General features: G+C 46.2%; 19 protein-coding genes. 11 read left to right on the forward strand and 8 right to left on the reverse strand.

The annotated features are described in order from the left end of the window. Positions 1 to 83: 83 nt before the first annotated feature. On the forward strand, positions 84 to 557 hold the full coding sequence (locus T325_RS07055; RefSeq protein WP_036911866.1) for a helix-turn-helix domain-containing protein: 474 nt from the start codon (positions 84 to 86) through the stop codon (positions 555 to 557). 78 nt (positions 558 to 635) lie between these two features. On the opposite strand, the gene T325_RS07060 is transcribed toward T325_RS07055, so the two are convergent. The 5 genes from T325_RS07060 to T325_RS07080 all read right to left on the reverse strand — a co-directional run bounded on the left by T325_RS07060 (position 636) and on the right by T325_RS07080 (position 6,415). Then, the gene (locus T325_RS07060; RefSeq protein ID WP_036911869.1) at positions 636 to 1,709 is read right to left on the reverse strand and encodes an endonuclease/exonuclease/phosphatase family protein; all 1,074 of its coding nucleotides are present in this window, start codon (positions 1,707 to 1,709) and stop codon (positions 636 to 638) included. Between the two features lie 36 nt (positions 1,710 to 1,745). Next, positions 1,746 to 3,002 (reverse strand): ATP-binding response regulator, encoded by a 1,257-nt coding sequence (locus tag T325_RS07065; RefSeq protein WP_051949769.1) that lies wholly within the window; start codon positions 3,000 to 3,002, stop codon positions 1,746 to 1,748. A 74-nt stretch (positions 3,003 to 3,076) separates the two neighbouring features. Further along, positions 3,077 to 4,261 carry a glycosyltransferase family 2 protein gene (locus tag T325_RS07070; protein ID WP_036911872.1) on the reverse strand — a complete coding sequence of 395 codons (1,185 nt, stop codon included), beginning with the start codon at positions 4,259 to 4,261 and terminating at the stop codon, positions 3,077 to 3,079. A 21-nt stretch (positions 4,262 to 4,282) separates the two neighbouring features. Continuing rightward, positions 4,283 to 5,857, reverse strand: a complete 1,575-nt coding sequence (locus T325_RS07075) for an Rne/Rng family ribonuclease (protein ID WP_036911874.1) — start codon at positions 5,855 to 5,857, stop codon at positions 4,283 to 4,285. A gap of 264 nt (positions 5,858 to 6,121) precedes the next feature. Continuing rightward, positions 6,122 to 6,415, reverse strand: coding sequence for an HU family DNA-binding protein (locus T325_RS07080; protein ID WP_255327777.1), 294 nt, complete (start codon positions 6,413 to 6,415; stop codon positions 6,122 to 6,124). A 164-nt stretch (positions 6,416 to 6,579) separates the two neighbouring features. Here T325_RS07080 and pyk point away from each other — a divergent pair, with 164 nt between their 5' ends. The 5 genes from pyk (at position 6,580) to T325_RS07105 (ending at position 12,985) form a co-directional block, all read left to right on the forward strand. Further along, a complete protein-coding gene (gene pyk, locus T325_RS07085; RefSeq protein ID WP_036911880.1) occupies positions 6,580 to 8,019 on the forward strand; it encodes a pyruvate kinase in 1,440 nt (479 codons plus the stop codon). A 24-nt stretch (positions 8,020 to 8,043) separates the two neighbouring features. Beyond that, positions 8,044 to 10,182: a M3 family metallopeptidase gene (locus T325_RS07090; RefSeq protein WP_036911884.1), complete on the forward strand. Its 2,139-nt coding sequence runs from the start codon at positions 8,044 to 8,046 to the stop codon at positions 10,180 to 10,182. Positions 10,183 to 10,307: 125 nt separating this feature from the next. Beyond that, positions 10,308 to 11,009, forward strand: a complete 702-nt coding sequence (locus T325_RS07095) for an iron-sulfur cluster assembly scaffold protein (RefSeq protein WP_036911886.1) — start codon at positions 10,308 to 10,310, stop codon at positions 11,007 to 11,009. Positions 11,010 to 11,024: 15 nt separating this feature from the next. Beyond that, a complete protein-coding gene (locus T325_RS07100) occupies positions 11,025 to 12,041 on the forward strand; it encodes a GGGtGRT protein (protein WP_036911888.1) in 1,017 nt (338 codons plus the stop codon). A gap of 116 nt (positions 12,042 to 12,157) precedes the next feature. Next, positions 12,158 to 12,985 carry a sensor histidine kinase gene (locus tag T325_RS07105; RefSeq protein WP_036911891.1) on the forward strand — a complete coding sequence of 276 codons (828 nt, stop codon included), beginning with the start codon at positions 12,158 to 12,160 and terminating at the stop codon, positions 12,983 to 12,985. A gap of 38 nt (positions 12,986 to 13,023) precedes the next feature. Here T325_RS07105 and T325_RS07110 read toward each other — a convergent pair whose 3' ends face one another. Beyond that, positions 13,024 to 13,329 (reverse strand): Dabb family protein, encoded by a 306-nt coding sequence (locus T325_RS07110; protein ID WP_036911893.1) that lies wholly within the window; start codon positions 13,327 to 13,329, stop codon positions 13,024 to 13,026. A 139-nt stretch (positions 13,330 to 13,468) separates the two neighbouring features. On the opposite strand from T325_RS07110, the gene deoD reads away from it, so the two are divergent. Genes deoD through axeA1 form a run of 4 tightly spaced genes read left to right on the forward strand, consistent with a single transcriptional unit; the run spans position 13,469 to position 18,810 of the window. Further along, positions 13,469 to 14,176 (forward strand): purine-nucleoside phosphorylase, encoded by a 708-nt coding sequence (gene deoD, locus T325_RS07115; RefSeq protein WP_036911896.1) that lies wholly within the window; start codon positions 13,469 to 13,471, stop codon positions 14,174 to 14,176. Positions 14,177 to 14,195: 19 nt separating this feature from the next. Beyond that, positions 14,196 to 15,893 carry an energy-dependent translational throttle protein EttA gene (gene ettA, locus T325_RS07120; RefSeq protein ID WP_036911898.1) on the forward strand — a complete coding sequence of 566 codons (1,698 nt, stop codon included), beginning with the start codon at positions 14,196 to 14,198 and terminating at the stop codon, positions 15,891 to 15,893. A 19-nt stretch (positions 15,894 to 15,912) separates the two neighbouring features. Further along, positions 15,913 to 17,343, forward strand: a complete 1,431-nt coding sequence (locus tag T325_RS07125; RefSeq protein ID WP_051949770.1) for a L,D-transpeptidase family protein — start codon at positions 15,913 to 15,915, stop codon at positions 17,341 to 17,343. Between the two features lie 27 nt (positions 17,344 to 17,370). After that, entirely contained in the window at positions 17,371 to 18,810 is a 1,440-nt protein-coding gene (gene axeA1, locus T325_RS07130; protein ID WP_036911901.1) for an acetylxylan esterase AxeA1, read from the forward strand. A gap of 66 nt (positions 18,811 to 18,876) precedes the next feature. Here the strand turns inward: axeA1 and T325_RS07135 are convergent, their stop codons facing one another. Beyond that, positions 18,877 to 19,557 carry an alpha/beta fold hydrolase gene (locus T325_RS07135; RefSeq protein ID WP_036913456.1) on the reverse strand — a complete coding sequence of 227 codons (681 nt, stop codon included), beginning with the start codon at positions 19,555 to 19,557 and terminating at the stop codon, positions 18,877 to 18,879. A 161-nt stretch (positions 19,558 to 19,718) separates the two neighbouring features. Here T325_RS07135 and T325_RS07140 point away from each other — a divergent pair, with 161 nt between their 5' ends. Then, positions 19,719 to 21,251, forward strand: coding sequence for a phosphatase PAP2 family protein (locus tag T325_RS07140; RefSeq protein ID WP_036911904.1), 1,533 nt, complete (start codon positions 19,719 to 19,721; stop codon positions 21,249 to 21,251). Positions 21,252 to 21,333: 82 nt separating this feature from the next. On the opposite strand, the gene T325_RS07145 is transcribed toward T325_RS07140, so the two are convergent. After that, the gene (locus T325_RS07145) at positions 21,334 to 23,487 is read right to left on the reverse strand and encodes a glycoside hydrolase family 97 protein (RefSeq protein WP_369794040.1); all 2,154 of its coding nucleotides are present in this window, start codon (positions 23,485 to 23,487) and stop codon (positions 21,334 to 21,336) included. Between the last annotated feature and the right edge of the window lie 44 nt (positions 23,488 to 23,531).

Below are 23,531 nucleotides of genomic sequence, written 5' to 3' on the forward strand. Positions count from 1 at the left end.
TAATTTAGATAACTTTCTTCTGATTTATGGGCGTTTCTCGCAGAATTTGTGTAATTTTGCGCTCTAATTGATATAACTAGATTATGGCAAAGTATAATATTATAGAAAAAAAGGAAAAGGTGGCTGCTTACAGAGGCCTTGTAAGTCCAAGTATGATGGACGAGATGCAGGAGAAAATTATGAACATTATCGTGATGCAGAAGAAGTATCGTGACAAAGATTATTCAGCTAAGGAACTGGCTACGGATATCGGAACCAACACCCGTTATATTTCTGCTGTTGTCAATGTTCGTTTCCACATGAACTACACATCGTTCGTAAACAAGTATCGTATTGACGAAGCTATGTCAATCCTTGTTGACAAACGCTATCAGAATCTTCGTATGGAGGAAGTGAGCGATATGGTGGGTTTTGCTAATCGCCAGTCGTTCTATGCTTCTTTCTTCCGTTTTATGGGTTGTACACCTCGCGAGTATCGCTTACAGCACCTTCGTCAGCATCCGTTAATGGTAAAGCCAAAGACCAAGAAAAAGAAGGTGACAAAGAAAGAATCATAATATTACATGTATATGTAAGAGAATCCCCATCCGGCAAAGAGACGGATGGGGATTCTTGTATTTATAATCCTTTGTTATTTACTCGTTTTTTGAGGGTGTGGCTATCTTCATGAATATTGGGTAGTGGTCGGAATAGGTGAGATCTCTGCGATAGTAGGTCAGTCCTTCGAGGGCTTTATCGTGGAAGATATAGTCGATACGCACCTTCTTATTACCACCGCGGAAAGTGTACATCCAGCCGTTACCACACTCTTTGAAACCGTCGATTTTATCGCCCAGCATCGTGTTGTACACATAAGAGTAGGGAACATCGTTAAAGTCGCCGCATACGATGATGGGGACCTCGGCCTCTCTCATGTCCATGGCTAGTACATTTGCCTGGCCTGCGCGAGCTATCATGCCGATGGTGTAGTTGCCATAGATAGCCTTCAGAACAGCGTTGCTTTCTATCTCAATGCCTTGAGCTGCCATTTTGGCTGCGCCATGCAACGTACGGTTTAAGCCTGTGGTTTCCAGATGGGCATTGTATACACGGTAAACCTCATTATCCACCTTTATTTCAGCCCACATGGCACTGTTGTTGGTCATCTCAAAGTTCAGGTTCTTATGGTTCACGATAGGGTAGCGGCTGTATATTACCATGTCGCTCTCGCCAATAGCCATGTACGGGAAATACTCTTTGTAGGAATCGGAGTTCTTGCGATCACCGCTCTGGTCGTTGTATTCTTGCATACAGGCAATGTCTACCTTCTGTTTTTTCATCTCAGCCAGAATGTCCTGTGCCATGAATCCGGAAGTCTCTCGCCCGAACATGGCTACATTGTACGTCGCAATCTTGATTCCCTTTTTAACTTCCGCATCTTCTGCTGATTTTCCAAACTGGTAGAGTGTGCCTATATAAGGAATACAGCATAGTATGGTAATCAGTGGAATCAGTGCCCAGTGCCAACGGCGCATAATACACCAATAGATTAGCAATATCACATTGGCCACGATCAGTATCGGCAGAGCGTAGACTAACATTGCCCGGGCCGTATTGCCTGCAGGATTAACTTCACCGCCATATAAACCTGTGATCGTAAAGATCATCAGCATTACGGTGATAATGAGAATCGTGAACGAAAAGTACTTTTGTACGGCAAGTTTTCCCATAATCAGAAAAATGTTGTAAAATGTGTGTAATTCCTTTTATTCGTCGAGATACTTCTTTACTAACTCAATTAGGCTTTCAACCTTGAAGGGCTTGGGCATAAATTCGTCGCAGCCGGCATTTTTCGCATCACGGATATTTTCTTCAAATGCATAGGCACTCAGTGCAACAACGGGTACTGATGGGTTCACCTCTTTGATAATCCGTGTGGCGTCAAGGCCATTCATCTCTGGCATTCGTATGTCCATCAGAATCAAATCGGGTTTCTCGTCCTCGTTGATAGTTACTGCCTCAATACCATTATGCGCACGCAACAGCCTGTAACGCTTCTGTAAAACAATGCGAACCAATTCATAGTTGCTGTCTTCGTCTTCTGCCACCAGGATGGTCTTCTTTGTCAGGTCGTCTGGACGCCCGCTCACTCTGATGGTGCGCACATTGGTTGATGTTGTTGTCCTGTTACGATCCACACCTCCGATAGCACCTTCAAACGGGAATTTGAACTTGAACGTAGCGCCTTCGCCCAATTTTGATTCTACGCTGATAGTACCACCCAGTTTCTCTACGATAATCTTACATAATGGCAGTCCCAGTCCGTAACCGTTGTTCGTTGTTTCTGCATCGCGCGAAACATAGGTCTCGAAGATGTGCTCCAAGTCTTTTTGGTCGATACCCGTACCAGTGTCTTTTACATAGAATTCGATATCCTTAGCATCATCGAGTAATTGATAGCCGTAGGTGATGCTACCGCTTGAAGTATGCTTCAGCGAATTACTGATGAGATTGGAGAATACCTGTGTCAGGCGATTAGGGTCGGTATGGAACGATACCGTCATTGAAGGTTTCTTGAATGAGAGCTTTACGGTGTCTGGGCAACGGAACCTGAATATATTCTTTATGCTGTCACCCAAATCGTTCAGGTCTGTTCTTGTCTTTTTCATCACAATTTCGCCAGACTCCACACGCGAGAGGTCAAGAATCTCATTGACGAGGCTCATCAATCTGTTGTTATTGCTCTCGATGATTTCGAAGAATTTCATTCTATCTTCTTGTGAGTCGGTTTCTGCAATCACACGTGAGAAACCTTCTATGGCGTTAAGTGGTGTACGGATCTCATGACTCATATTGGCGAGGAAAAGCGACTTCATCTTGCTGGCTTTCTCAGCCTTCTGCGCTTTTTCCTCGTATTCCTTCAGTTTATGATTGGCTACTGCCAATTGTTCTTGTGCCAGCATTAGGCGTCTGTTAGCATCTGCGAATTTCTGAAGTAATATTTCCTTTTCGTCTTTATCCATTGGCCGTATTAGTATCTAACTTGCTGCAAAGATAATGCATTTTTTTTATATTCCAAAATTCTTTTAAACTTTTTTCAACTTCTTTTCGCTTTTTCCCATGTTCCACTCTTTCCATGTGTTCTCAGATAGGCCATTCCGCGAAAAACGTTGATGTTCATAAAGACAAAATAGTAGATGATACGAGGTAGTTTATTTTCCTTTCCATAATAATCTAATATCCAGCCAATTATAGATGTGGTATAGAATATAAACTGCAAGCAAAGCGCGATAGTGTAGAATGTACACGGTTCCATAGCTACAAGAGCAATGTTTACAAGTAGTAGAATGACGAGTGCCACAGGGGTCACACTCCAGCGCAAAACACGATGACTGACGTACTGAAATGTTACCAATGGCTGACGCAGCGGATTCAGCATTCTGCGCAACCACCAGATACTCTGAAGCCCTCCCGCGGCTATTCTGCGTTTGCGCTTCGACTCCTCAAAAATATTGGCCGAACCATACTCTTGAGCATAGGCATCAGGGGTATATGCTATGCGATATCCTTCGTCGACGACATACATCGACATCATGAAATCATCGAGTAATGCCTCGTCGGGCACTTCGCAAATCAGTGTCGGATCGATGGCGTATAATTCGCCAGCAGCCCCCATCGCTGAGTAGAGTTCACTATCCCAGCGTTTCAGTGTGCTCTCATAACGCCAATACAGGCCTTCTCCTTCTGCAGCAGCTTCGCCCGCTTTTCTTGCGGTAACGCGTTTTTCACCTGCCACACAACCAACAGTAGGATCCTTGAATTGACGGGCAATCTCCCGTAGGGCTCCTGAATTAATCATCGTATTAGCGTCTGTGAAAGTGACATAGCGGGTCTGCAGCTCCCTCAGTCCGTGTTTTAATGCAGCGGTTTTGCCTCGACGCTCAGGACTGAATACTATGTCCACCTCGGGATAGGCCTTTAATAATTCGTTTGTACGGTCGTTGCTGCCGTCTGTCACCCACATGATTCTGAATTTGTCTTTCGGATAGTCTATCTCTAAGGTGTTCTTCATTTTTTCTTCCACCACATCTTCCTCGTTGTAGGCACAAATCATAAGTGTCATTGTGGGAAGTTCTTCATCACTTGGCATTGCGGCCTTCTGGGGAGTTCCCCTGAAGAGCCGTTTCAGCCTAATGATAATATATAATAGTATTCCATATCCTATATAGGTGTAGAATACAATGAGCAGCATGGCCCAGAATAGGATTTTAAGTGTTAGCATAGTGGCTTTTTTAGAGGATTCTTACTTCGTTTCGATTTCTTCCTGCATATCGATATACTGCCGGTTGTTGTCGTAGAACTCGTATTGTAGGAAGGCTAGCTTCTGCGATGGAACTACCCTCACGCCCATTCCGTACTTCAATTGCCATTGTCGTTTTAAGCTGAACAGGCCCTTGTTGATGTAGGCGTCTACGTAGGGGTGTACATGCAGATAGAACTTGCGGATACCGATCTTGTTCACCAGTGTGTCAATCTTACTCTCCAATGTATCCGTAAAGAGGATACTTGACTTGATCGTTCCTTTTCCGAAGCAGGTAGGGCAGGTCTCTTCGACATTCACGCTCATAGCGGGGCGTACTCTCTGTCGGGTAATCTGCATCAGTCCGAATTTTGACAGTGGCAGAATATTGTGCTTGGCGCGATCCTTCTGCATGTTCTTACACATACGCTCGTAGAGTAGCTGACGGTCTTCTGGTAGTTTCATATCGATGAAATCCACGATAATGATACCGCCCATATCCCTCAGTCTCAATTGACGTGCCAACTCATCGGCAGCGCCTAGATTTGTTTCCAGAGCGTTGGTCTCCTGACTGTTTTCTTTCTTGATTCTGGTGCCGCTGTTCACGTCGACCACGTGCATAGCCTCCGTACTCTCTATGATAAGGTAGGCACCATGCTTGTAGTTTACCGTTTTGCCGAAGCCCGACTTAAGCTGCTTGGTTACATCGTAATTATCGAAGATAGGTACCGTACCGTTGTACAGTTTCACAATCTCCTTCTTTTCGGGAGCAATCAGTCCCAAGTAGCTTTTTATTTCTTCATATATGCCGCTGTCGTTTACGTGGATACCGTCATACGTTGGGTTGAATAAATCACGGAGCAATGCTACGGCGCGGCTTTCCTCCTCAAAGCACAATTGTGGGCGCTCTGTAGTTTTCTGTACTTTCGTGATGGCATCTTCCCATCGCTTGAGCAGTATCTTCATTTCTGCGTCAAGTTCTGCGGCTCTTTTGCCTTCGGCTACCGTACGTACGATAACACCGAAGTTCTTGGGTTTAATACTCTGTATCAGCTGTTTCAGTCGGGTTCTCTCTTCGCCACGCTTGATCTTTGTTGATACGGAAACGCTGTCTTCAAAAGGTATCAGCACCAGATAGCGTCCTGCGAAACTCAGTTCGCATGTCAATCGGGGACCCTTGGTGTTGATAGGCTCTTTTACAATCTGTACCAGCAGTTCCTGTCCAACCTTCAACTTGTTGGCAATGCTCCCTTCTTTTTCCAGTTTCGGCTGCAGAGTAGCTTTTTGGATAGGGTAGAGCTTCTTGCGGTCACTAACTACCTGTTTCAGGTATTTCTCATAAGAGTTGAATTGACTTCCCAGATCGAGATAATGCAGAAAGGCCACTCGTTCAGAGCCGACGTCGACGAAGCATGCGTTCAGTCCGGGCATCAGTTTTTTTACTTTTGCCACATAGATGTTGCCTACCGAGTATGATACCGTGCGCTGCTCTTTCTGGTATTCCACCAGTTGCTTGTCTTCGAGCAGTGCTATTGATATGTCTTTCGGTTGAACATCAATGATTACTTCACTTGTCATGGTCTTTGTCTTTCTAAATTAACGTCTAATAGAGGTTGTCGTTAAAACTCAAGAAAGGAGTGCTGCCTTCCGTATTTGAGGGATAGACTGTTACACTCCTTCCATTTCTTTTCTCTGCATCACAGAGGGGCAAGCTTGTGTTTTTACTTGCTCTTGTGACGATTCTTGCGCAGTCTCTTCTTACGCTTGTGAGTAGCCATCTTGTGGCCCTTCTTTTTCTTTCCGTTTGGCATAATCTTAATTGTTTTTTATTGATGTTTGTAATTACTTCATTTTCTCGATAAAACTCTTAGAGGGCTTGAAAGCGGGGAAGTCGTGAGCCTCAATAACGAGCGTTGTGTTTTTCGAGATGTTGCGAGCCGTCTTTCTGGCACGGCGCTTTACAACGAATGTGCCGAAGCCGCGCAGGTAGACATTCTCCTTGTCTTCTGCGAGCGATTGACGGATAACCTCCATGAAGGCCTCCACAGATGTCGCAACATCTCTTTTCGCCACGCCAGTCTCCTCAGCAATTTTGTTGATGATTTCTGCCTTTGTCATATTTCTATACTTATATATATTAATAATGTGAAAATCCGAATCTCTTGGATTTCGGACTGCAAAGTTACTAATTTTCAGTAGATTACCGAAATATTTCCCGTTTTTTTTTCAAAAATTGATGAAAATCGCCTCTCTTTGCCCCTTTTTTTGTATCTTTGCACCATAAAATCGAGCATATATTTATGAAACAGACAAAGATTGTTGCTAGCATCAGTGACCGCCGATGTGATGCGGAGTTTATCCGTAAGTTGTTTATGGCGGGTATGAATGTTGTCAGGATGAACACAGCCCATGCCGACGAGCAGGGTATCAAGCAGATTATTAAGAATGTAAGGAGCGTGAGTAAGCATATTGGCATTCTCATCGACACAAAAGGACCTGAGGTGCGCACCACAGGATGTGACGCTCCCATCACTTACAAGACGGGTGACGTTGTGAAAATCTTCGGTCGTCCAGAGATGGACACTACTCACGACATCATAAACCTTTCTTACTCAAACTTTGCGGCCGACGTGCATGAGGGCTGTCATGTGCTTTTCGACGATGGCGCCCTCGACATGGAGGTTATCGGTGTCAATGGTCCTGCCGTCATCGCTCAAGTTAAGAATGATGGTGTGCTGGGAGCTCACAAAAGTGTCAATGTACCAGGTGTACATATCGATCTGCCCACACTTACAGAGAAAGACCGTAAAAACATTATGCTTGCTATACACGAGGATATTGATTTTATTGCCCATTCATTTGTACGCTCAGCTGCTGATGTCCGTGCCGTACAGGCCATTCTTGATGCCTACAATTCGGACATCAAGATTATCTCGAAAATTGAGAATCAGGAGGGTGTTGACAATATCGATGAGATTATCGAGGCTTCTTATGGCATCATGATTGCTCGTGGCGACTTGGGTATAGAAGTACCCATTGAGCGCATTCCAGGTATTCAGCGTCAGATTATCCGTAAGTGTGTACATGCTAAGAAACCTGTGATTGTGGCTACTCAGATGCTTCACACCATGATTAATAATCCTCGTCCTACGCGTGCAGAAGTTACTGATATAGCCAATGCCATCTACTATCGTACCGACGCTCTGATGCTCTCAGGCGAGACGGCCAGCGGTAAGTATCCTGTTGAGGCTGTACAGACGATGTCGGCTATTGCCGAACAGGCAGAGAAGGATAAAATGCGTGAAAATGATATTGAAGTGCCATTGTCGGCTAATTGTGATATCCGTGAGTTCATGGCTCACTCAGCGATAGAGGCTACAGAGAAACTTGGTGTGAAGGGTATCATTACCGATTCCAATACAGGTGATACAGCTCGTAATCTGGCTGCTTTCCGAGGTCCCAACCCGGTGTTGGCCATTTGTTATCACGACAAACTCCAGCGCTTACTCAACCTTTCTTATGGCGTGATTCCCGTCTACCAGAAAGAACATATCGCTCCCGATGCACTGTTTCAGGCTGCAGTACGCATGCTCCGTCAGAAAGGCTATGTAGAGGAGAATGATAAGATTGCCTACCTGAGTGGTAACGTGGGAGAGGGCGGAGGTACCAAACTTCTTGAAATTAACACAGTGCGCGAGATGTTTACTAACAACTATCGCTTCCATACCCCTAAGAAATAGCTATCTAACAATGTAATATAATTTATGAAACTTTCTACCTTTATTTTAACTTTTGGCTTGGGCGCATTGTCGCTTCAGGCCTCTGCCGTTTTACCATTAGAGATGAGTAATCAGACAATACGTCGTAACCCCTTGCTTGAGCCTAGTAAACTGGCTTTCGGGGCACCAGACTTCAAACAGATAAAAGAGAGCGACTATCTTCCTGCAATTCAAGAGGCTATCAGTCGGCAACGTGAAGAAATACAACAAATAGTAGATAATCCGGACGCTCCTACATTCCAGAATACTATTCTCGCTTTTGAACAGAGCGGTCAACTTTACGAACGTGTTACCCGCATTTTCGATGCCCTCGTTGATGCTCACAAGACACCTGTCATTGCCGAGACAGAAGCTAAGGTGACGCCTCTGCGTACAGAGCTCGCTAATGAGATTAACTTTAATAAGGCTTTGTTCCAGCGTATCAAAACCGTCTACGACCGCGAGTTCTCTAAACTCTCGGGAGAAGACCAACGCCTAACTGAAGTTGTATATAAACGTTTCGTACGTGCAGGAGCTCTTTTGCCTGATGATAAGATGGAACGTATGAAGCAGATTAATATGCGTATAGCAGAATTGCAGCAGCAATGGGGTACTGTGCTCCCGGATGCCACCAACGACGCTGTGGTATGGGTTGACAACAAGGCAGATCTCGCAGGTCTTAGCGAGGCGGATATTGCTCAGTGTGCCAAGGATGCACAAAGTCGTGGCGGTAAGGCTCCTTATGCCATTGTTATCGTTAATACCACACAGCAGGCTATTCTGACTAATCTTGACAATCGAGATCTTAGAAAGCGTGTCTACGAGGCCTCCCGTCATCGTGCTGATGGGTCTGGTAAATATAACACATATCCTATTGTCGTTGAGATTGCTAAATTGCGTGCTGAGATGGGCGAGATTATGGGGTATAATAATTATGCCTCATATTCATTGGAACGTACAATGGCAAAGAATTCAGATAATGTGTATGCTTTTTTGAGGAATCTCATTAGTGAATATAGCCCCAAGGCTGATGCTGAGACTCAGGCCATCGAGGCTTATGCTCGTAAAACCCAAGGAGCAGATTTCGAGCTTCAGCCCTACGACCGCTTTTATTATTCGGCCAAGATGAAACAGGAACAATTCAGTATCTCTGATGATGAGGTGAAGCCATATTTCAACATCGACAGTGTACAGGTGAACGGCGTATTTTATGCCGCCAGTCTGGTCTATGGGCTTTCGTTTATTCCTCGTACCGATCTGCCTACCTATCATCCCGATATGAAGGTGTTTGAGGTGCGCGATAAGAGTGGTAAACCCATCGCCTTGTTCTATAGCGATCTCTATCGTCGCCCCACTAAGCGTGGCGGTGCATGGATGGATGGTTTCGCCAAGCAGAGTATTGAACGTGGACAGTTGCCTATCATCTTCAATGTTACCAATTCAGCCAAGGCTCCTGAAGGACAGCCCACGCTGATTAGCTGGGACGAAGTAACCACACTTTTCCACGAGTTCGGTCATGCGCTTCATGGCATACTATCCAACTGTCAGTATAACACGCTTAGCGGTACATCTGTAGCCCGTGATTTCGTAGAGATGCCTTCACAGTTCAACGAGTCGTTTGCCTCTATCCCAGAGGTGTTCGATCATTATGCCAAACATGCCATTACTGGTGAGCCGATGCCTTCCGATTTGAAAGAGAAGATGCTGGGTAGTATTAATTTCCACGCAGCCTATGCTCTAGGAGAGAATCTTGCAGCAACTTGTCTTGATCTGGCCTGGCATCATCTGTCATCGTGCGAAATTCCTGCAGCCGACGAGGCTGATGCCTTTGAGACTAAGGCGTTGGATCGTATTGGTCTGCTTAATGCTCAGATACCTCCTCGTTACAGCACCTCATATTTTAACCATGTATGGGGTGGAGGGTATGCCGCAGGTTACTATAGTTATCTGTGGACTGAAGTGCTTGCTGTGAATGTAGCTGACACATTCCAGAAACTAGGTGCCCTGAACCCTGCTACAGGTCAGGCGTTCCGTGAAAAAGTGCTTAGTCGTGGCAATACTAAGGATCAGATGGAAATGTTTACCGACTTCACAGGCATGAAGCAGCCAGACGCCTCAGGCTTTCTGAAGTATCGTGGTCTCTGATGTGTGTATCGTTAATTATTCCTAAATGATATGTGCCTAAGTCGGGATAATCAAAAAATTGAAGTAATTTTGTCCGTCAAAATAGGAAATATTAAGTTGTTTAACATTTAAATGTTTTATTATCAATGATTTATTCAAAAGAAGTGGAGAACATGTGTAGCGTTTGTAAGGGCGCTTACCATGGACCTGCACCTATCCCCGAGGAGGGCAAGTGGGTTGCAGTAAAAGAAATCAAGGAAATTTCTGGTTACACCCACGGTATCGGCTGGTGCGCACCTCAGCAGGGCGCTTGTAAGCTGAGCCTGAACGTTAAGGACGGTGTTATTCAGGAGGCTTTGGTAGAGACCATCGGATGTACAGGTATGACACACTCAGCTGCTATGGCTTCTGAGATTCTGCCTGGTAAGACTATCCTCGAGGCTCTGAACACTGACCTGGTTTGCGATGCTATCAACACTGCTATGCGTGAGCTCTTCCTGCAGATTGTCTACGGTCGTACACAGAGTGCTTTCTCTGAGGGCGGTCTGGCTATCGGCGCTGGTCTTGAGGACCTGGGTAAGGGTCTTCGCTCACAGACTGGTACTCTCTACGGTACAGTAGCTAAGGGTACACGTTATCTGGAGCTGACTGAGGGTTACATCACAAAGCAGTACCTCGACGCTAACAACGAGGTTTGCGGTTACGAGTATGTTCACCTCGGCAAGATGATGGAGGCTGTTAAGAACGGCATGGACGCTAACGAGGCTCTGAAGAAGTTCACTGGCTCTTACGGTCGTACAACCGAGGAGCAGGGTGCAGTTAAGGCAATTGATCCACGTAAAGAATAATAGGAGGATACGACAATGATTAGAAAAGTACAGTTTGAGAGTCAGGAGCGCCGTATCAACCAGGTTCTTGCTGCTCTGAAGGAGAATGGCATCAACTCTATCGAGGAAGCCAATGAGATTTGTGAAAAGGCAGGTGTAGATCCATATCAGATGTGTGAGGACACACAGCTGATCTGTTTCGAGAACGCTAAATGGGCATATGTTTGTGGTGCTGCTATCGCCATCAAGAAGGGCGTAAAGACAGCTGCCGAGGCTGCTGAGGCCATCGGTATCGGTCTGCAGAGCTTCTGTATCCCCGGATCAGTAGCCGACGATCGTAAGGTAGGTATCGGTCACGGTAACCTCGCCGCTCGTCTGCTCCGCGAGGAGACTGAGTGCTTCGCATTCCTGGCTGGTCACGAGAGTTTCGCTGCTGCCGAGGGTGCTATCAAGATTGCTGAGATGGCTAACAAGGTTCGCCAGAAGCCTCTCCGCGTTATCCTGAACGGTCTTGGTAAGGACGCTGCCCAGATCATCAGCCGTATCAACGGTTTCACATACGTACAGACCAAGTTCGACTACTTCACTGGTGATCTGAACGTTGTTAAGGAGGTTCCTTATGGCAACAACCCCAGCCGTCTGAAGGTTAAGTGCTACGGTGCCGACGATGTTCGTGAGGGTGTAGCTATCCTGTGGAAGGAGAACGTAGACGTATCAATCACTGGTAACTCTACCAACCCAACACGTTTCCAGCACCCCGTAGCTGGTACTTACAAGAAGGAGCGCGTACTCGCTGGTAAGCCTTACTTCTCAGTAGCTTCTGGTGGTGGTACTGGTCGTACCCTGCACCCAGATAACATGGCCGCAGGTCCTGCTTCTTACGGTATGACTGATACGCTGGGTCGTATGCACTCAGACGCTCAGTTCGCAGGTTCTTCTTCTGTTCCTGCTCACGTAGAGATGATGGGCTTCCTTGGCATGGGTAACAACCCAATGGTAGGTGCTACCGTATCTGTAGCAGTAGCTATCGATCTTGCTATCAACAAGAAGTAAGTATCATGTTAAAATAAAGAATCCCTGCCTGTTGGTGGGGATTTTTTGTTTATTTATCTATATCATTCTTTTATTTTTTATTTTTTTACTATCTTTGCAGCCAATATTAATTAACTATGGACTGCAAACTTATTATCGTGATAGCACTATTTGTGCTTTTGGGAGTATGTTTTTTGATAGTACGTCATTTCTACGTAAAGAAATTACGTCGTGAGATTAAACGAGCTCAGACGAGTGAGCGCATTAAGTCGGTTTTCCTGGCTAATGTGAGTCATGCTTTGCGTACACCTCTGAATGCCATTATAGGCTTTAGCGACGTGATACTGATGGATAAGCAGGGCGATATGAATCGCGAAGAGATAAAAGAGGTAGCTACGCATATTAACGAAAATGGTCAGCAGCTTTTTTATTTTATTTCGCAATTGCTTGAACTGTCGAACTTTGAAAGCAGTGTGCTTTCATTCACTATGATAGAGGTGAATCTGGCAGAGATGATGGCGTCGTATCGCAGAGAGGTGCTGCATGTGGTGAATTCGGGGGTGAGTGTGCTTGTAAGGTCGGATCTGTCGCCTCATTGTAAGGCAAGGCTTGATACAAACTTAATGCATCAGCTGATGATGAACCTGCTGAATAATGCCGCCCATCGTACCAAAAAAGGTTGCATAACCCTTAATTACGGGTATGAGCGTAGAGGACTCAGAGTCGTTATTACAGATACGGGTGAGTGTATGCCTAAGGAAGTCCTTGATGGCTCGTATTCAGTGTTGCAGAATGAGGACTCGCTCACTTTGTCGAATCGTACTAACGAACTTGGACTTTCTATCTGCAAATCAATTGTTGAAGCGTTGGGTGGAGAGATGTCAATCACATCAGAACCAGATAAAGGAACTACAGCCTCTATATGGTTCGGCTGTAGAATGCGCCACAAGTATCAGGATTTATAAAAGAAGAATAATCCCCGCCAAGCTGGCGGGGATTTATTTTAAATTTCAAAATCCAGACAGGCACGCTGAACAGTGTAAGGACGAACTTTGTTGTTGGCCACAGCCACGTGGTCGGGATGAATAGCGTACCCCTTCAAGGCCTCTGGTGATTCGAGGGTGCTGTCAAGCATCACGTCAGCATTTGATGAGGCCAAACGGCCGTCAATATGAACTTTGACGTCGAGCAGACCGGGAACCTTGCCTACGAGCCCTTCGAGGCCAGCTTTGATGCCAGCCTTAACGCTGGCTTTTTCTTCTTCAGAAAGTTCTGGATTGAGCGTCCAGAGAATGATGTGCTTAACCATAATTATTTTATTGTTTGATATATATAATGGTGCAAAAATAGGTAAAATAATTGGGCTAACAAAGATTTTATGGCAAAAACAGCCCCAATTAGCAAAAAAAAACGTAACTTTGCCCCGAATAACCCCAAACCAATAAAAGATGGCAACAACACCAACTCCCCATATAGGGGCTAAGTTCGGCGAGATAGCCGAAACGGTAATTATGGCTGGCGATCCGCTAAGAGCCAAGTTCATGGCAGAAAGATATCTCGACACTCCTGTGGAGTTTAACCACGTCAGAGGCATGTTGGGATATACAGGCACATACAAGGGTAAGCGTGTGAGTGTGATGGGGCATGGTATGGGTATGCCTTCTATTGGCATCTATACCTACGAACTCTACAATTTTTACGGCGTGAAGACTATCATTCGTGTTGGTTCTGCAGGTTCTATCTCATATGATCTGCATATAGGCGACATAGCTATTGCCATGGGCGCTTGTACCAACTCGAACTATGTGAACCAGTACGGACTGCCTGGGTTATATGCCCCGATAGCTACGTTTGAACTGGTGAGAGACGCTGCTGAGGCCTGTGAGCGCTTTGGTTATAACTATAAAGTAGGAAATGTGTTCTCTTCAGATAACTTTTATGGCGAAAATCCGCAGAATGAGAAATGGATGAATATGGGCGTGCTGGCCGTAGAGATGGAGATTGCTGCCCTTTATATGAATGCAGCCCGTTCGGGCAACAGGGCGCTGGGAATCTGCACCATATCAGACCATATACTGACGGGTGAGGCAACTACGGCTGAGGAGCGACAGACCACATTTACCCACATGATGGATGTGGCATTTTCATTGATATAAATAAAACAACTATTATTGAATGGCAACAGTTGATGATAAGAAAGTAATCTTCTCGATGGTCGGTGTAAGCAAGACCATCCAGCAGAATCAGAAACAAGTATTAAAGAACATCTACCTGAGTTTCTTCTATGGCGCGAAAATCGGTATCATCGGATTGAATGGTGCTGGTAAGTCTACGCTTATGAAGATTATAGCCGGACTTGACGATAAGTTTCAGGGACAGGTGGTGTGGAGTCCCGGCTACTCGGTGGGCTATCTGCCACAGGATCCGCCTCTGAACGAGGAGAAGACTGTAAAGGAGAACGTGATGGAAGGTGTTCAGCACGTATACGACGCATTAGCCGAATATGACGAGATTAATGTGAAATTCGGATTGCCAGAGTATTACGAGGATGCCGACAAGATGGATAAGCTGATGCAGCGGCAGGCTGAACTTCAGGACATTATTGATGCTACCGATGCTTGGAATATGGACTCAAAGTTGGATCGTGCGATGGCCGCTCTGAACTGTCCGCCAGGTGATTGGAGCGTGAAGACGCTCTCAGGTGGTGAACGCCGTCGTGTGGCCTTATGCCGTCTGTTGTTGCAGAAACCCGACGTGCTGCTGCTCGACGAGCCTACCAACCATCTTGACGCTGAGAGCATAGACTGGCTGGAGCAGCATTTGCAGCAATATGAAGGAACAGTGATTGCCGTAACTCACGACCGTTATTTCCTCGATGATGTAGCTGAATGGATTTTAGAGCTGGATCGCGGCGAGGGCATTCCCTGGAAAGGCAATTACTCAAGTTGGTTGGAACAAAAGAGTCAGCGATTGGCTCAGGAAGAAAAACAGGCATCTAAGCGCCGTAAGACGCTGGAGCGTGAGTTAGAGTGGGTACGTATGGCTCCGAAAGCCCGCCAGGCTAAGGGTAAGGCTCGTTTGAACTCATACGATAAGATGTTGAATGAGGAGCAGAAACAAAAAGAAGAGAAGCTGGAGATTTTCATACCCAATGGTCCACGTTTGGGTAATAAGGTGATTGTTGCAGAACATGTAGCGAAGTCATTCCCTGAAAAAGAACTGTTCAAGGATCTGAATTTCGTATTACCTCCTAATGGAATTGTGGGTGTGATAGGTCCTAATGGCGCTGGTAAGACAACATTGTTCCGACTGATAATGGGTTTAGACAAAGCTGATGCGGGAACCTTCGATGTGGGCGAGACAGTGAAGTTGTCATACGTAGACCAACAGCACAAGGATATCGATCCGAACAAGTCGGTATATGAGGTGGTAAGCGGTGGAAACGAGAGCATCCGCATGGGTGGCAAAGATGTGAATGTACGTGCCTACCTGTCGCGCTTCAACTTCAGCGGAGCCGACCAAGAGAAAAAGTGCGGTGTACTCTCTGGTGGTGAACGTAACCGCCTGCATCTGGCTATTGCACTAAAACAGGAAGGTAATGTTCTGCTTTTAGATGAGCCGACTAACGACATTGACGTCAACACGTTACGAGCTTTAGAGGAAGGTCTTGAGGCTTTTGCTGGCTGTGCTGTTGTCATTAGTCACGACCGTTGGTTCTTGGATCGTATCTGTACACATATACTGGCCTTTGAGGGTGAAGGAAAAGTATTTTACTTTGAAGGAAACTACAGCGATTATGAGAGTAATAAGGCTCAGCGCCTTGGACTTGAAGAGCCTAAGCGTGCCCGTTATCGCAAGTTGATGGAAGAATAAGAACTAAATTAATGAGAGCATGAAACGGAGATGGGGTGTGGTGCTCTTGAGTGGCTTGCTTGTGGCCTCCTGTGGTGATGGAAACAGGCAGTTGTCTGAGGCAGAGAAATCGGCCTTTGGTACTTATGTGGATAGTTTGGACAGCGATGTGCAGGGAACATGGTTCACCCGTATGGGTATGGCAGATGAGGCCGACTCGATGTTGATATACCTGCGCCGCGAACTGCCTCAGAACGGACTTGATACTACTGCTTTCTTCGTGCCCCAGATAACTGAGGATATGGCTATCGTCAAGACGCTGGCATTCGATTCGATAGGACAGAGCATCAACGAGGTATTAAAACGGCTCGATGATCATCTGACCCAGGCATACGTTAGCTATACAACGGGATTGAGGTATGGATTCATGCAACCAGACAAAGTGTTGAACCGACTGGATAACAAGGTGGGGGGTGAAGGCTTTGCCAGACTGTTTGATTACGAAGTGAAGGCTGCAGATGATACTGAGGCACGGCAGAAACTGGCCACAGGTGAACGTATGGCATACCTGAAGGCTTCGCAGAGCGATAACTACGTCTATCTGGCGTTGAAGAATCAGTTGGCAAAGACAACAGACAAGCTTGAGCGCAGGAAGATAGCCATCAACATGGAACGATGCCGCTGGCAGATGAAACACCCTGAGAGGCAGGAGAAATGTGTGTTAGTAAATATTGCAGCGCAGCATTTGTGGGCTGTTGGTGGCGATTCGGTTCTTGATATGAAGATATGTTGTGGCGCATTTGCTACGAAGACACCATTGCTGCATAGTGCCATTAGTCATATACAGGTGAACCCCGAATGGGTAATACCTTTCAATATCATCAAGACCGACGTGGCTCATCATAGCGGCGACTCGGTGTATTTCGCCCGTAACAAATACACGATTGTTGAACGTGAGTCGAATGATACGCTGAATGCTGCCAACGTCAGTAAGGAGAAACTATTGTCTGGCAATGTGAGAGTGGTGCAGAAGGGGGGCGCAGGCAACTCGCTTGGAAGGATCGTGTTCCGTTTCCCCAATAACTTCTCAGTGTATCTTCACGACACAAATAACCGTGGTGCATTCCAGCGCGACAAACGAACGCTGTCGCATGGCTGTGTAAGAATACAGAAGCCATTTGATATGGCATGTTTCCTGTTGCCTGAGCTCGACGAGTGGACGAAAGACAAGTTGAGGCTGTCAATGGATCTCAGACCAGAGACAGAGCAGGGTAGGACTTATCTGAGTGCTCATGCCGGTGAGCCTGTCAGACTTGTCAAGTATCTGGATGTGAGTCCGAAAGTGCCTGTATATATTGTATATTATACAGCCTATCCCAACCCCGCCACGGGTAAGGTAGAATTGTGGCCGGATATTTATAAATATGATGAGGCGATAGAAAAAGAGATAGGAACATTCTTAATAAAATAAAACTTAAATTATTATTAACTTACCAACATGAAGAAATTTTTTGTTATTGGTATGCTGTTCTCGGCTGTGATGGTTCAAGCCCAGACAGCAAGGAAGTTTACGCTCGACCTGACAGAAGACGGAAAGGCGCAGATGGTGTGTTTCTTGCCTGAGACGTCTTGTGGCAAAGCTATAGTAGGTGTGCCAGGTGGTGGCTATTCGGTACTTTCAAATACCCATGAGGGCACGATGGCATCGGATTGGCTGAACCAACAGGGTATTGCCTATTTCGTGGTGAACTATCGTTTGCCGGAGGGCGATCGCATGAAGCCTATGAGCGATGTGATGAATGGTATCCGCACTGTTCGCGACTCAGCCAAGGTGTGGGGCATTAATCCAAATGATGTGGGTATCATGGGCTTCTCGGCTGGCGGTCATCTGGCCTCGGTTGTCTCTACGCATGCCGACTTCGATGCTCGTCCAAACTTCTCAATTCTGTTCTATCCGGTTATTTCTATGGATCAGAGGGTGAGCCATAAGTGGTCGTGCATCAATTTCTTGGGCGAGGAGGGGCTGAAGGATCCCGCGTTAGTACGTGATTTCTCGACCATGAACGCTGTACGTCGCCACCTGACTCCTCCTGCATTGATTATCTCAGCCAGCGATGACCGTCTGGTACCGTTTGTTACCAATGGCTTGGAGTATTATAAGGCGATGCGTCTGGCTGGTAACGATTGCGCCATGTATGTATATCCTACAGGCGATCATGGTTTCGGCTTTGGACCTTGGTTCAAATATCACGACCAGTTACTGACGGATATCGGTAATTGGCTGAAAGCTCATCAGGCCCCGAAGGAGGATGCTGTCCGTGTGGCTTGTATTGGTAATAGCATTACCGACGGCCATGGTATTGATATGGCCACGGCTTACGGATATCCCGCTTTGTTGCAGAAGAAACTGGGTAGCGACTACTGGGTGAAGAATTTCGGTGTGAGCGCCCGTACTATGCTGAATAAGGGTGACTATCCCTATATGAATGAGTTGGCATGGAAAGATGCGCTTGCCTTTAAGCCTGATATCGTGGTGATAAAGTTGGGAACCAATGATTCGAAAGGCCGTAACTGGCTGTTTGGCGCTGAGTTCCGTCAGGATTTGGAGCAAATGATTACTACCTTACGTCCAGACCTGTTGCAACCTGCCAAGAAGAAAGGTAAGAAAGCAGCTGCCACAGTTCCTGCAAAGCCTCAGATATTCCTCTGTACACCCATCAAGGCAGAGAAGACAACCTGGGATATCAACGACTCCATTATTGTTAATGGCGTGATTCCTGTTCAGCAGGAGGTTGCCAAAAAGTATGGATTGAATGTCATCGACCTGCACACGCTGTTTGAAGGTGGCGAGAAGCTGATGATGACAGATGGTATTCATCCTAATGGTCAGGGTGCTGATAAGATGGCTCAGATTATTGCTGATGCTTTGAAACAGTAAAATCAAAGAAGGTATGAATAAATTAAAGCCGCTGACCTCTCAGCGGCTTTTTGTTTCTATGGGATGCTAATCTTGTAAGAATTTCATAATTGCTTGGTTGAATTCCTGAGGATGTTGGTTTGCAATGAAATGACTGCCTTTAAGGATTACCAGCGTGGCGTCAGGAATGTTTTCTGCTATCAGTCTTGTGTGCTCATCTTTTATCATGTCGTTAGTGCCCGCAATGACCAATGTTCTGGCTTGTATTCCTTTCAGTTCCTGAGGCGATATGTTCGGATCATTCACCATCAGCCCTAATAATTCGGCTTTTAGTTTTGCAGAACGGCGCCAACGGGCGAACACTCGGGCAATTCTATATCCTATCTCAATGGGGATTTGTATGCTTCTTTTTACGCCGTTAGTATTCAGATTGGCACCATTGAGTATCAGTCGGCTGATACGGTCGGGATGTTGTATAGCAAATACCATGGCGATATTGCCACCATCAGAGAATCCGAGCAGATGGGCTTTCTCAATCTGGTGTTTGTCCATAAATCCCAGCAGGTCTTCTGCGAATTGCCGAATGGTAAAAGGTTTGTCTCCTCTTGGCGTTTGACCGTGCCCTCTGGTGTCTATTGCATACACATGATATGATTTGGCAAACTCATCTATCTGCCCTTGGAAATAATCGCAGTTCTCTCCATTCCCGTGAAGAAGAATCAAAGGAACCCCTTCACCTTTCTCTATATAGAAATGTTCAATGTCCATTATCATGGTGGCAAAGTTAAGTATTAATTCGGAATATTCAGCAATATCTGTGTAGAATTGAAGAAAAAAATTGTTATTTGTTGCTGAATTAAAATAAAAACATTAATTTTGCCCACGCAATTTCCTCAATAAGGGGGATTGTGGTGTAAAGAATTGTATATATGAAAAAAATACTTTTGTTTGTATTGCCTTTCTTCTTTGTGTCATGCGACAAGGATAGTAACAATAATAACGGCAATAATAATGATGAAGAACGGGTTGTAAATGCCGACGAGCTCCTTGATGAAGTGCTTCACAACAGTTTCGATGGTATCGTCAATGTACATAAGGACAGCAAGACCTATACATATCTGCTTGAGTTGGCAGAAGAGGCTATAGCCCAGTCGAAGGGGAAAAGTAGTTGCGGTTTGCCCCTGCTTTATAAGGAAGAGAATTTCCCGACAGCATATAACTACTATACAGACAAGCAAGCAGACAAGATAGATGTATATAAGACGATGATTGGCTGGCTCGCTGCCATGCAGTTGTCGGAAATCAATCCGTCCAAGCGCAATCTGCTATATCAGACAGGATATGAGGCTGGCGACTTTACCATGGATAGTAATATTTATGGCTATAGCTTCAATTCAGATCCTAATGTGGCGCGCCTTGTGGCAAGTGCCATCTATGCAGCTATGCACACCACAGAGAAACCTGATATCGAAGCCATGAGGGCTGAGGTAGGTGGCAGCAAGTATCAGAAGACGCTGGCAGAGACGCTCAAGGAAGAGTCGCGCGACCACGTTACCGACGATGCTTTTTACGTAGAGCTCCGCAAGTTTATGGCGAGTGCGCCTGGCCCTTATGCCCCTCAGTTCGCTGATCGTAATAGGATAAATCCGGAAATTGCCGATGAGAAAGCCTCCAATGGCTGTCTGAAGGTTGATATGGAAATCTATAACAACATTGTGAGCAAGTTCAACTTGCCAGACCAGAGAGCTGTACAGGCTATTGCTGACGAAGATAATGATGTTCACCATATCTTCGGAGCAGATAAGAAGAATGTTGGCGGTAAGTATAGCTTCAATGCAGTATTCGGAGCTTCAACCATAGGTGAGACCATCAGTCCCGAAGGAAAGATAGCCGCACTCATTCTGCTATTACAAAAGGCAGGCAACACGGCAAGAGGCATACTTCAACATGCGACAGCCTCACTTGGTCATTATGAATATGGCAGATTAAGGCCTGGCTGTTCTGAGGCGCAGCAGGGACTGCGCAAGTCGTATACTGACGACAGATATAACGTGCTGACGAGTTTTGTCATTGAGGATAATGATGGTCATAAGGCATCGTATGATGTAGGTGACATAGAGGTCTGCTATTATGATGAGAATGGCAAATGGACGAATGCTGATGTGCAGTCGCCAGAGCAATATGAGGATATGTCCAAGGACCTGTTGTATGCAAACTCCTATCCCAGTGGTCATGCTGCAGGAATATGGTCAGCTGCTATGACCATGATAGAACTCTATCCACAGAAAGCCGATCTGATTATGAGGGCAGCCAATGATTTTGCTGTGTCAAGAACCATTGCTCGATATCATTGGAACAGCGATATCATTCAAGGCAGAATCATTGGCAGTGTTATGAATCCTGTATGTCATGCAACGTCCGACTACAGCACTCTGCTCGAAGCTGCCAGAGCAGAACGGTAAACTATCATAGTGCAGCCATTACAATTAAAAAGGGAGCAGTATAGCAAAGTGTATACTGCTCTCTTCTTTTATGTCAGCTGATCTACTGTACTACAGAGGGGAGGCTTTTAAGACCTTTTAAATTGGTCGGAGTGGCCTCTGTGATGCTGATGGCGTAGCCGCCACCGGGAACAGCTGTCAAACGTAGTGCCGACTTAGCTGTTACAACACCTTTCTTGATGATATATGCTTGAGGATTGGTCTTGTAGTTGGCATCCTTCTTATCTGCATAGACTGTGGCGATATACTTCTTACCAGCATCGAGGAAGTTGAATTTCAGGTTCGATGTGTGTGCCTTCTCACCTGCAACGCATCCTACGAACCAGTTACCAGTACCCTTGGCACGGCGGGCTGCAGTGATGTACTCCATGGGCTCTGCCTCGAGGTATATACTTTCGTCCCAATCAGTAGCTACGTCTTTGATGAACTGGAAAGCATCCATGTGCTTCTGGTAGTTCTCGGGGAAGTCGGCAGCCATCTGTAGCGGACTATACATGGTGACGTAGAGGGCGAGCTGTCCGCAAATGGTGGAATTGCAGTGTGAACCGCTGGTTACGTCCATCTCGAAGATACCTGGTGTGTAGTCCATCGGGCCTCCTTGTAGACGGGTGAAGGGCAGAATGGCTGTATGACCGGGCTTCGTTCCTCCGAAGGCCTGATATTCTGTGCCTCGTGCACTCTCATTACCAATCAGGTTTGGCCATGTGCGGCAGAGTCCTGTTGGACGTACGGCCTCATGGGCGTTCACCATCACGTGGAAGTCGGCAGCGCGCTCAATGGCGTGTTGGTAGTGGTTAATTTCCAACTGGCTATAGTGATGCTCACCGCGTGGGATGATGTCGCCTACATAGCCACTTTTCACGGCGTCGTAACCATATTTGTTCATCAGTTTGTAGGCCTCATCCATGTGTTTTTCGTAGTTCATCACTGACGATGATGTCTCGTGGTGCATGATGAGGCGAATGCCTTTCGAATGAGCATAGTCGTTGAGTGCCTTGATGTCGAAGTCGGGGTATGGGGTTACGAAGTCGAACACCATCTCTTTCGAGTTGCCGCTCCAGTCTTCCCATCCGATGTTCCATCCCTCAACCAGCACGGCATCGAAACCATGTTCGGCTGCAAAGTCGATATAGCGGCGCACATTGGCGTTATTTGCAGAGTGACGTCCTGAGGGACGGGCTTTGCTATAGTCGGTCTGACCGAGTTTCACTGAGGGATACTGTTTGGTGTAAGCCCAGTCGCCCTTGCCAGAAATCATCTCCCACCATACGCCCATGTATTTTGTCGTGTGAATCCAGCTGGTATCCTTGATTTTGCAAGGCTCATTGAGGTTCAAAATGAGGTTAGATGCAAGAATTTTACGGGCATCGTCGGTGATCTGGATAGTTCTCCAAGGTGTGTTGAAGGGTGTCTGCAGAAATCCTTTGGCACCTATGGCATCGGGTGTCAGCCACGACTCGAACGTCATTGTTTTGTCATCTAAGTTGAGATGCATGGCGGGATAATTAATGAGCGCAGCCTCATGGAGATTCAGGTAGAGTCCATCGTCGGTCTTCAGTTGAAGCGAGGTCTGCACGCCCGTCTCTGAGAATACAGTTTGTGAGAGGTTTCCGCTAACAGCACCGCGCAGGTGGCTTCGTATTTCGCTCAGTCGTGAGCGGGTGTACTCGTACTCCTGAGTGTCATAGTCGCCGGGAATCCACCATGCAGTGTGATTACCTGTCATGGCAAACTGCGTGTGTTCCTCTTTTACCACGAAATAGTTCAGACGTCCTTCCTGTGGAAACTCATAGCGCAGCCCCACACCATCGTCGTATACGCGGAAACGGATGTTCATACGACGATCGGTCTTTGTCTGGTCTAGTTTCACCAGCAGTTCGTTGTAATGATTGCGTATGTCACGGCTCTCGCCCCATACAGGCTGCCAGGTTTCATCGAAAGAGTCTGTTTCAGTGGAGATGATCGAGAATCCATCCATCAGATTCTCGGCGTCGCGCAGTTCAAAGCCTAAATGGCTCGTCTTCACGACAGGTTGACTTTTGTAACTGATTTTGTACGCTGGTACGCCGTCATTCTCTAACTGGAAGTCCAGTTTGATATTGCCGTCGGGCGAAAAGATGGTCTGCGCCTGAGCCGTTACTGCGCTGAGTAGATATATACAGGCGCTTACCATGTTGTTCTTAAAGATTTGTATCATAATAGAATTATGTTTGTTGATTTAATTATATTTAAGTCTTGTTG

Origin of the sequence: Prevotella sp. FD3004 (genome assembly GCF_000746155.1) — a bacterium.
In the GTDB taxonomy this organism is placed as follows: domain Bacteria; phylum Bacteroidota; class Bacteroidia; order Bacteroidales; family Bacteroidaceae; genus Prevotella.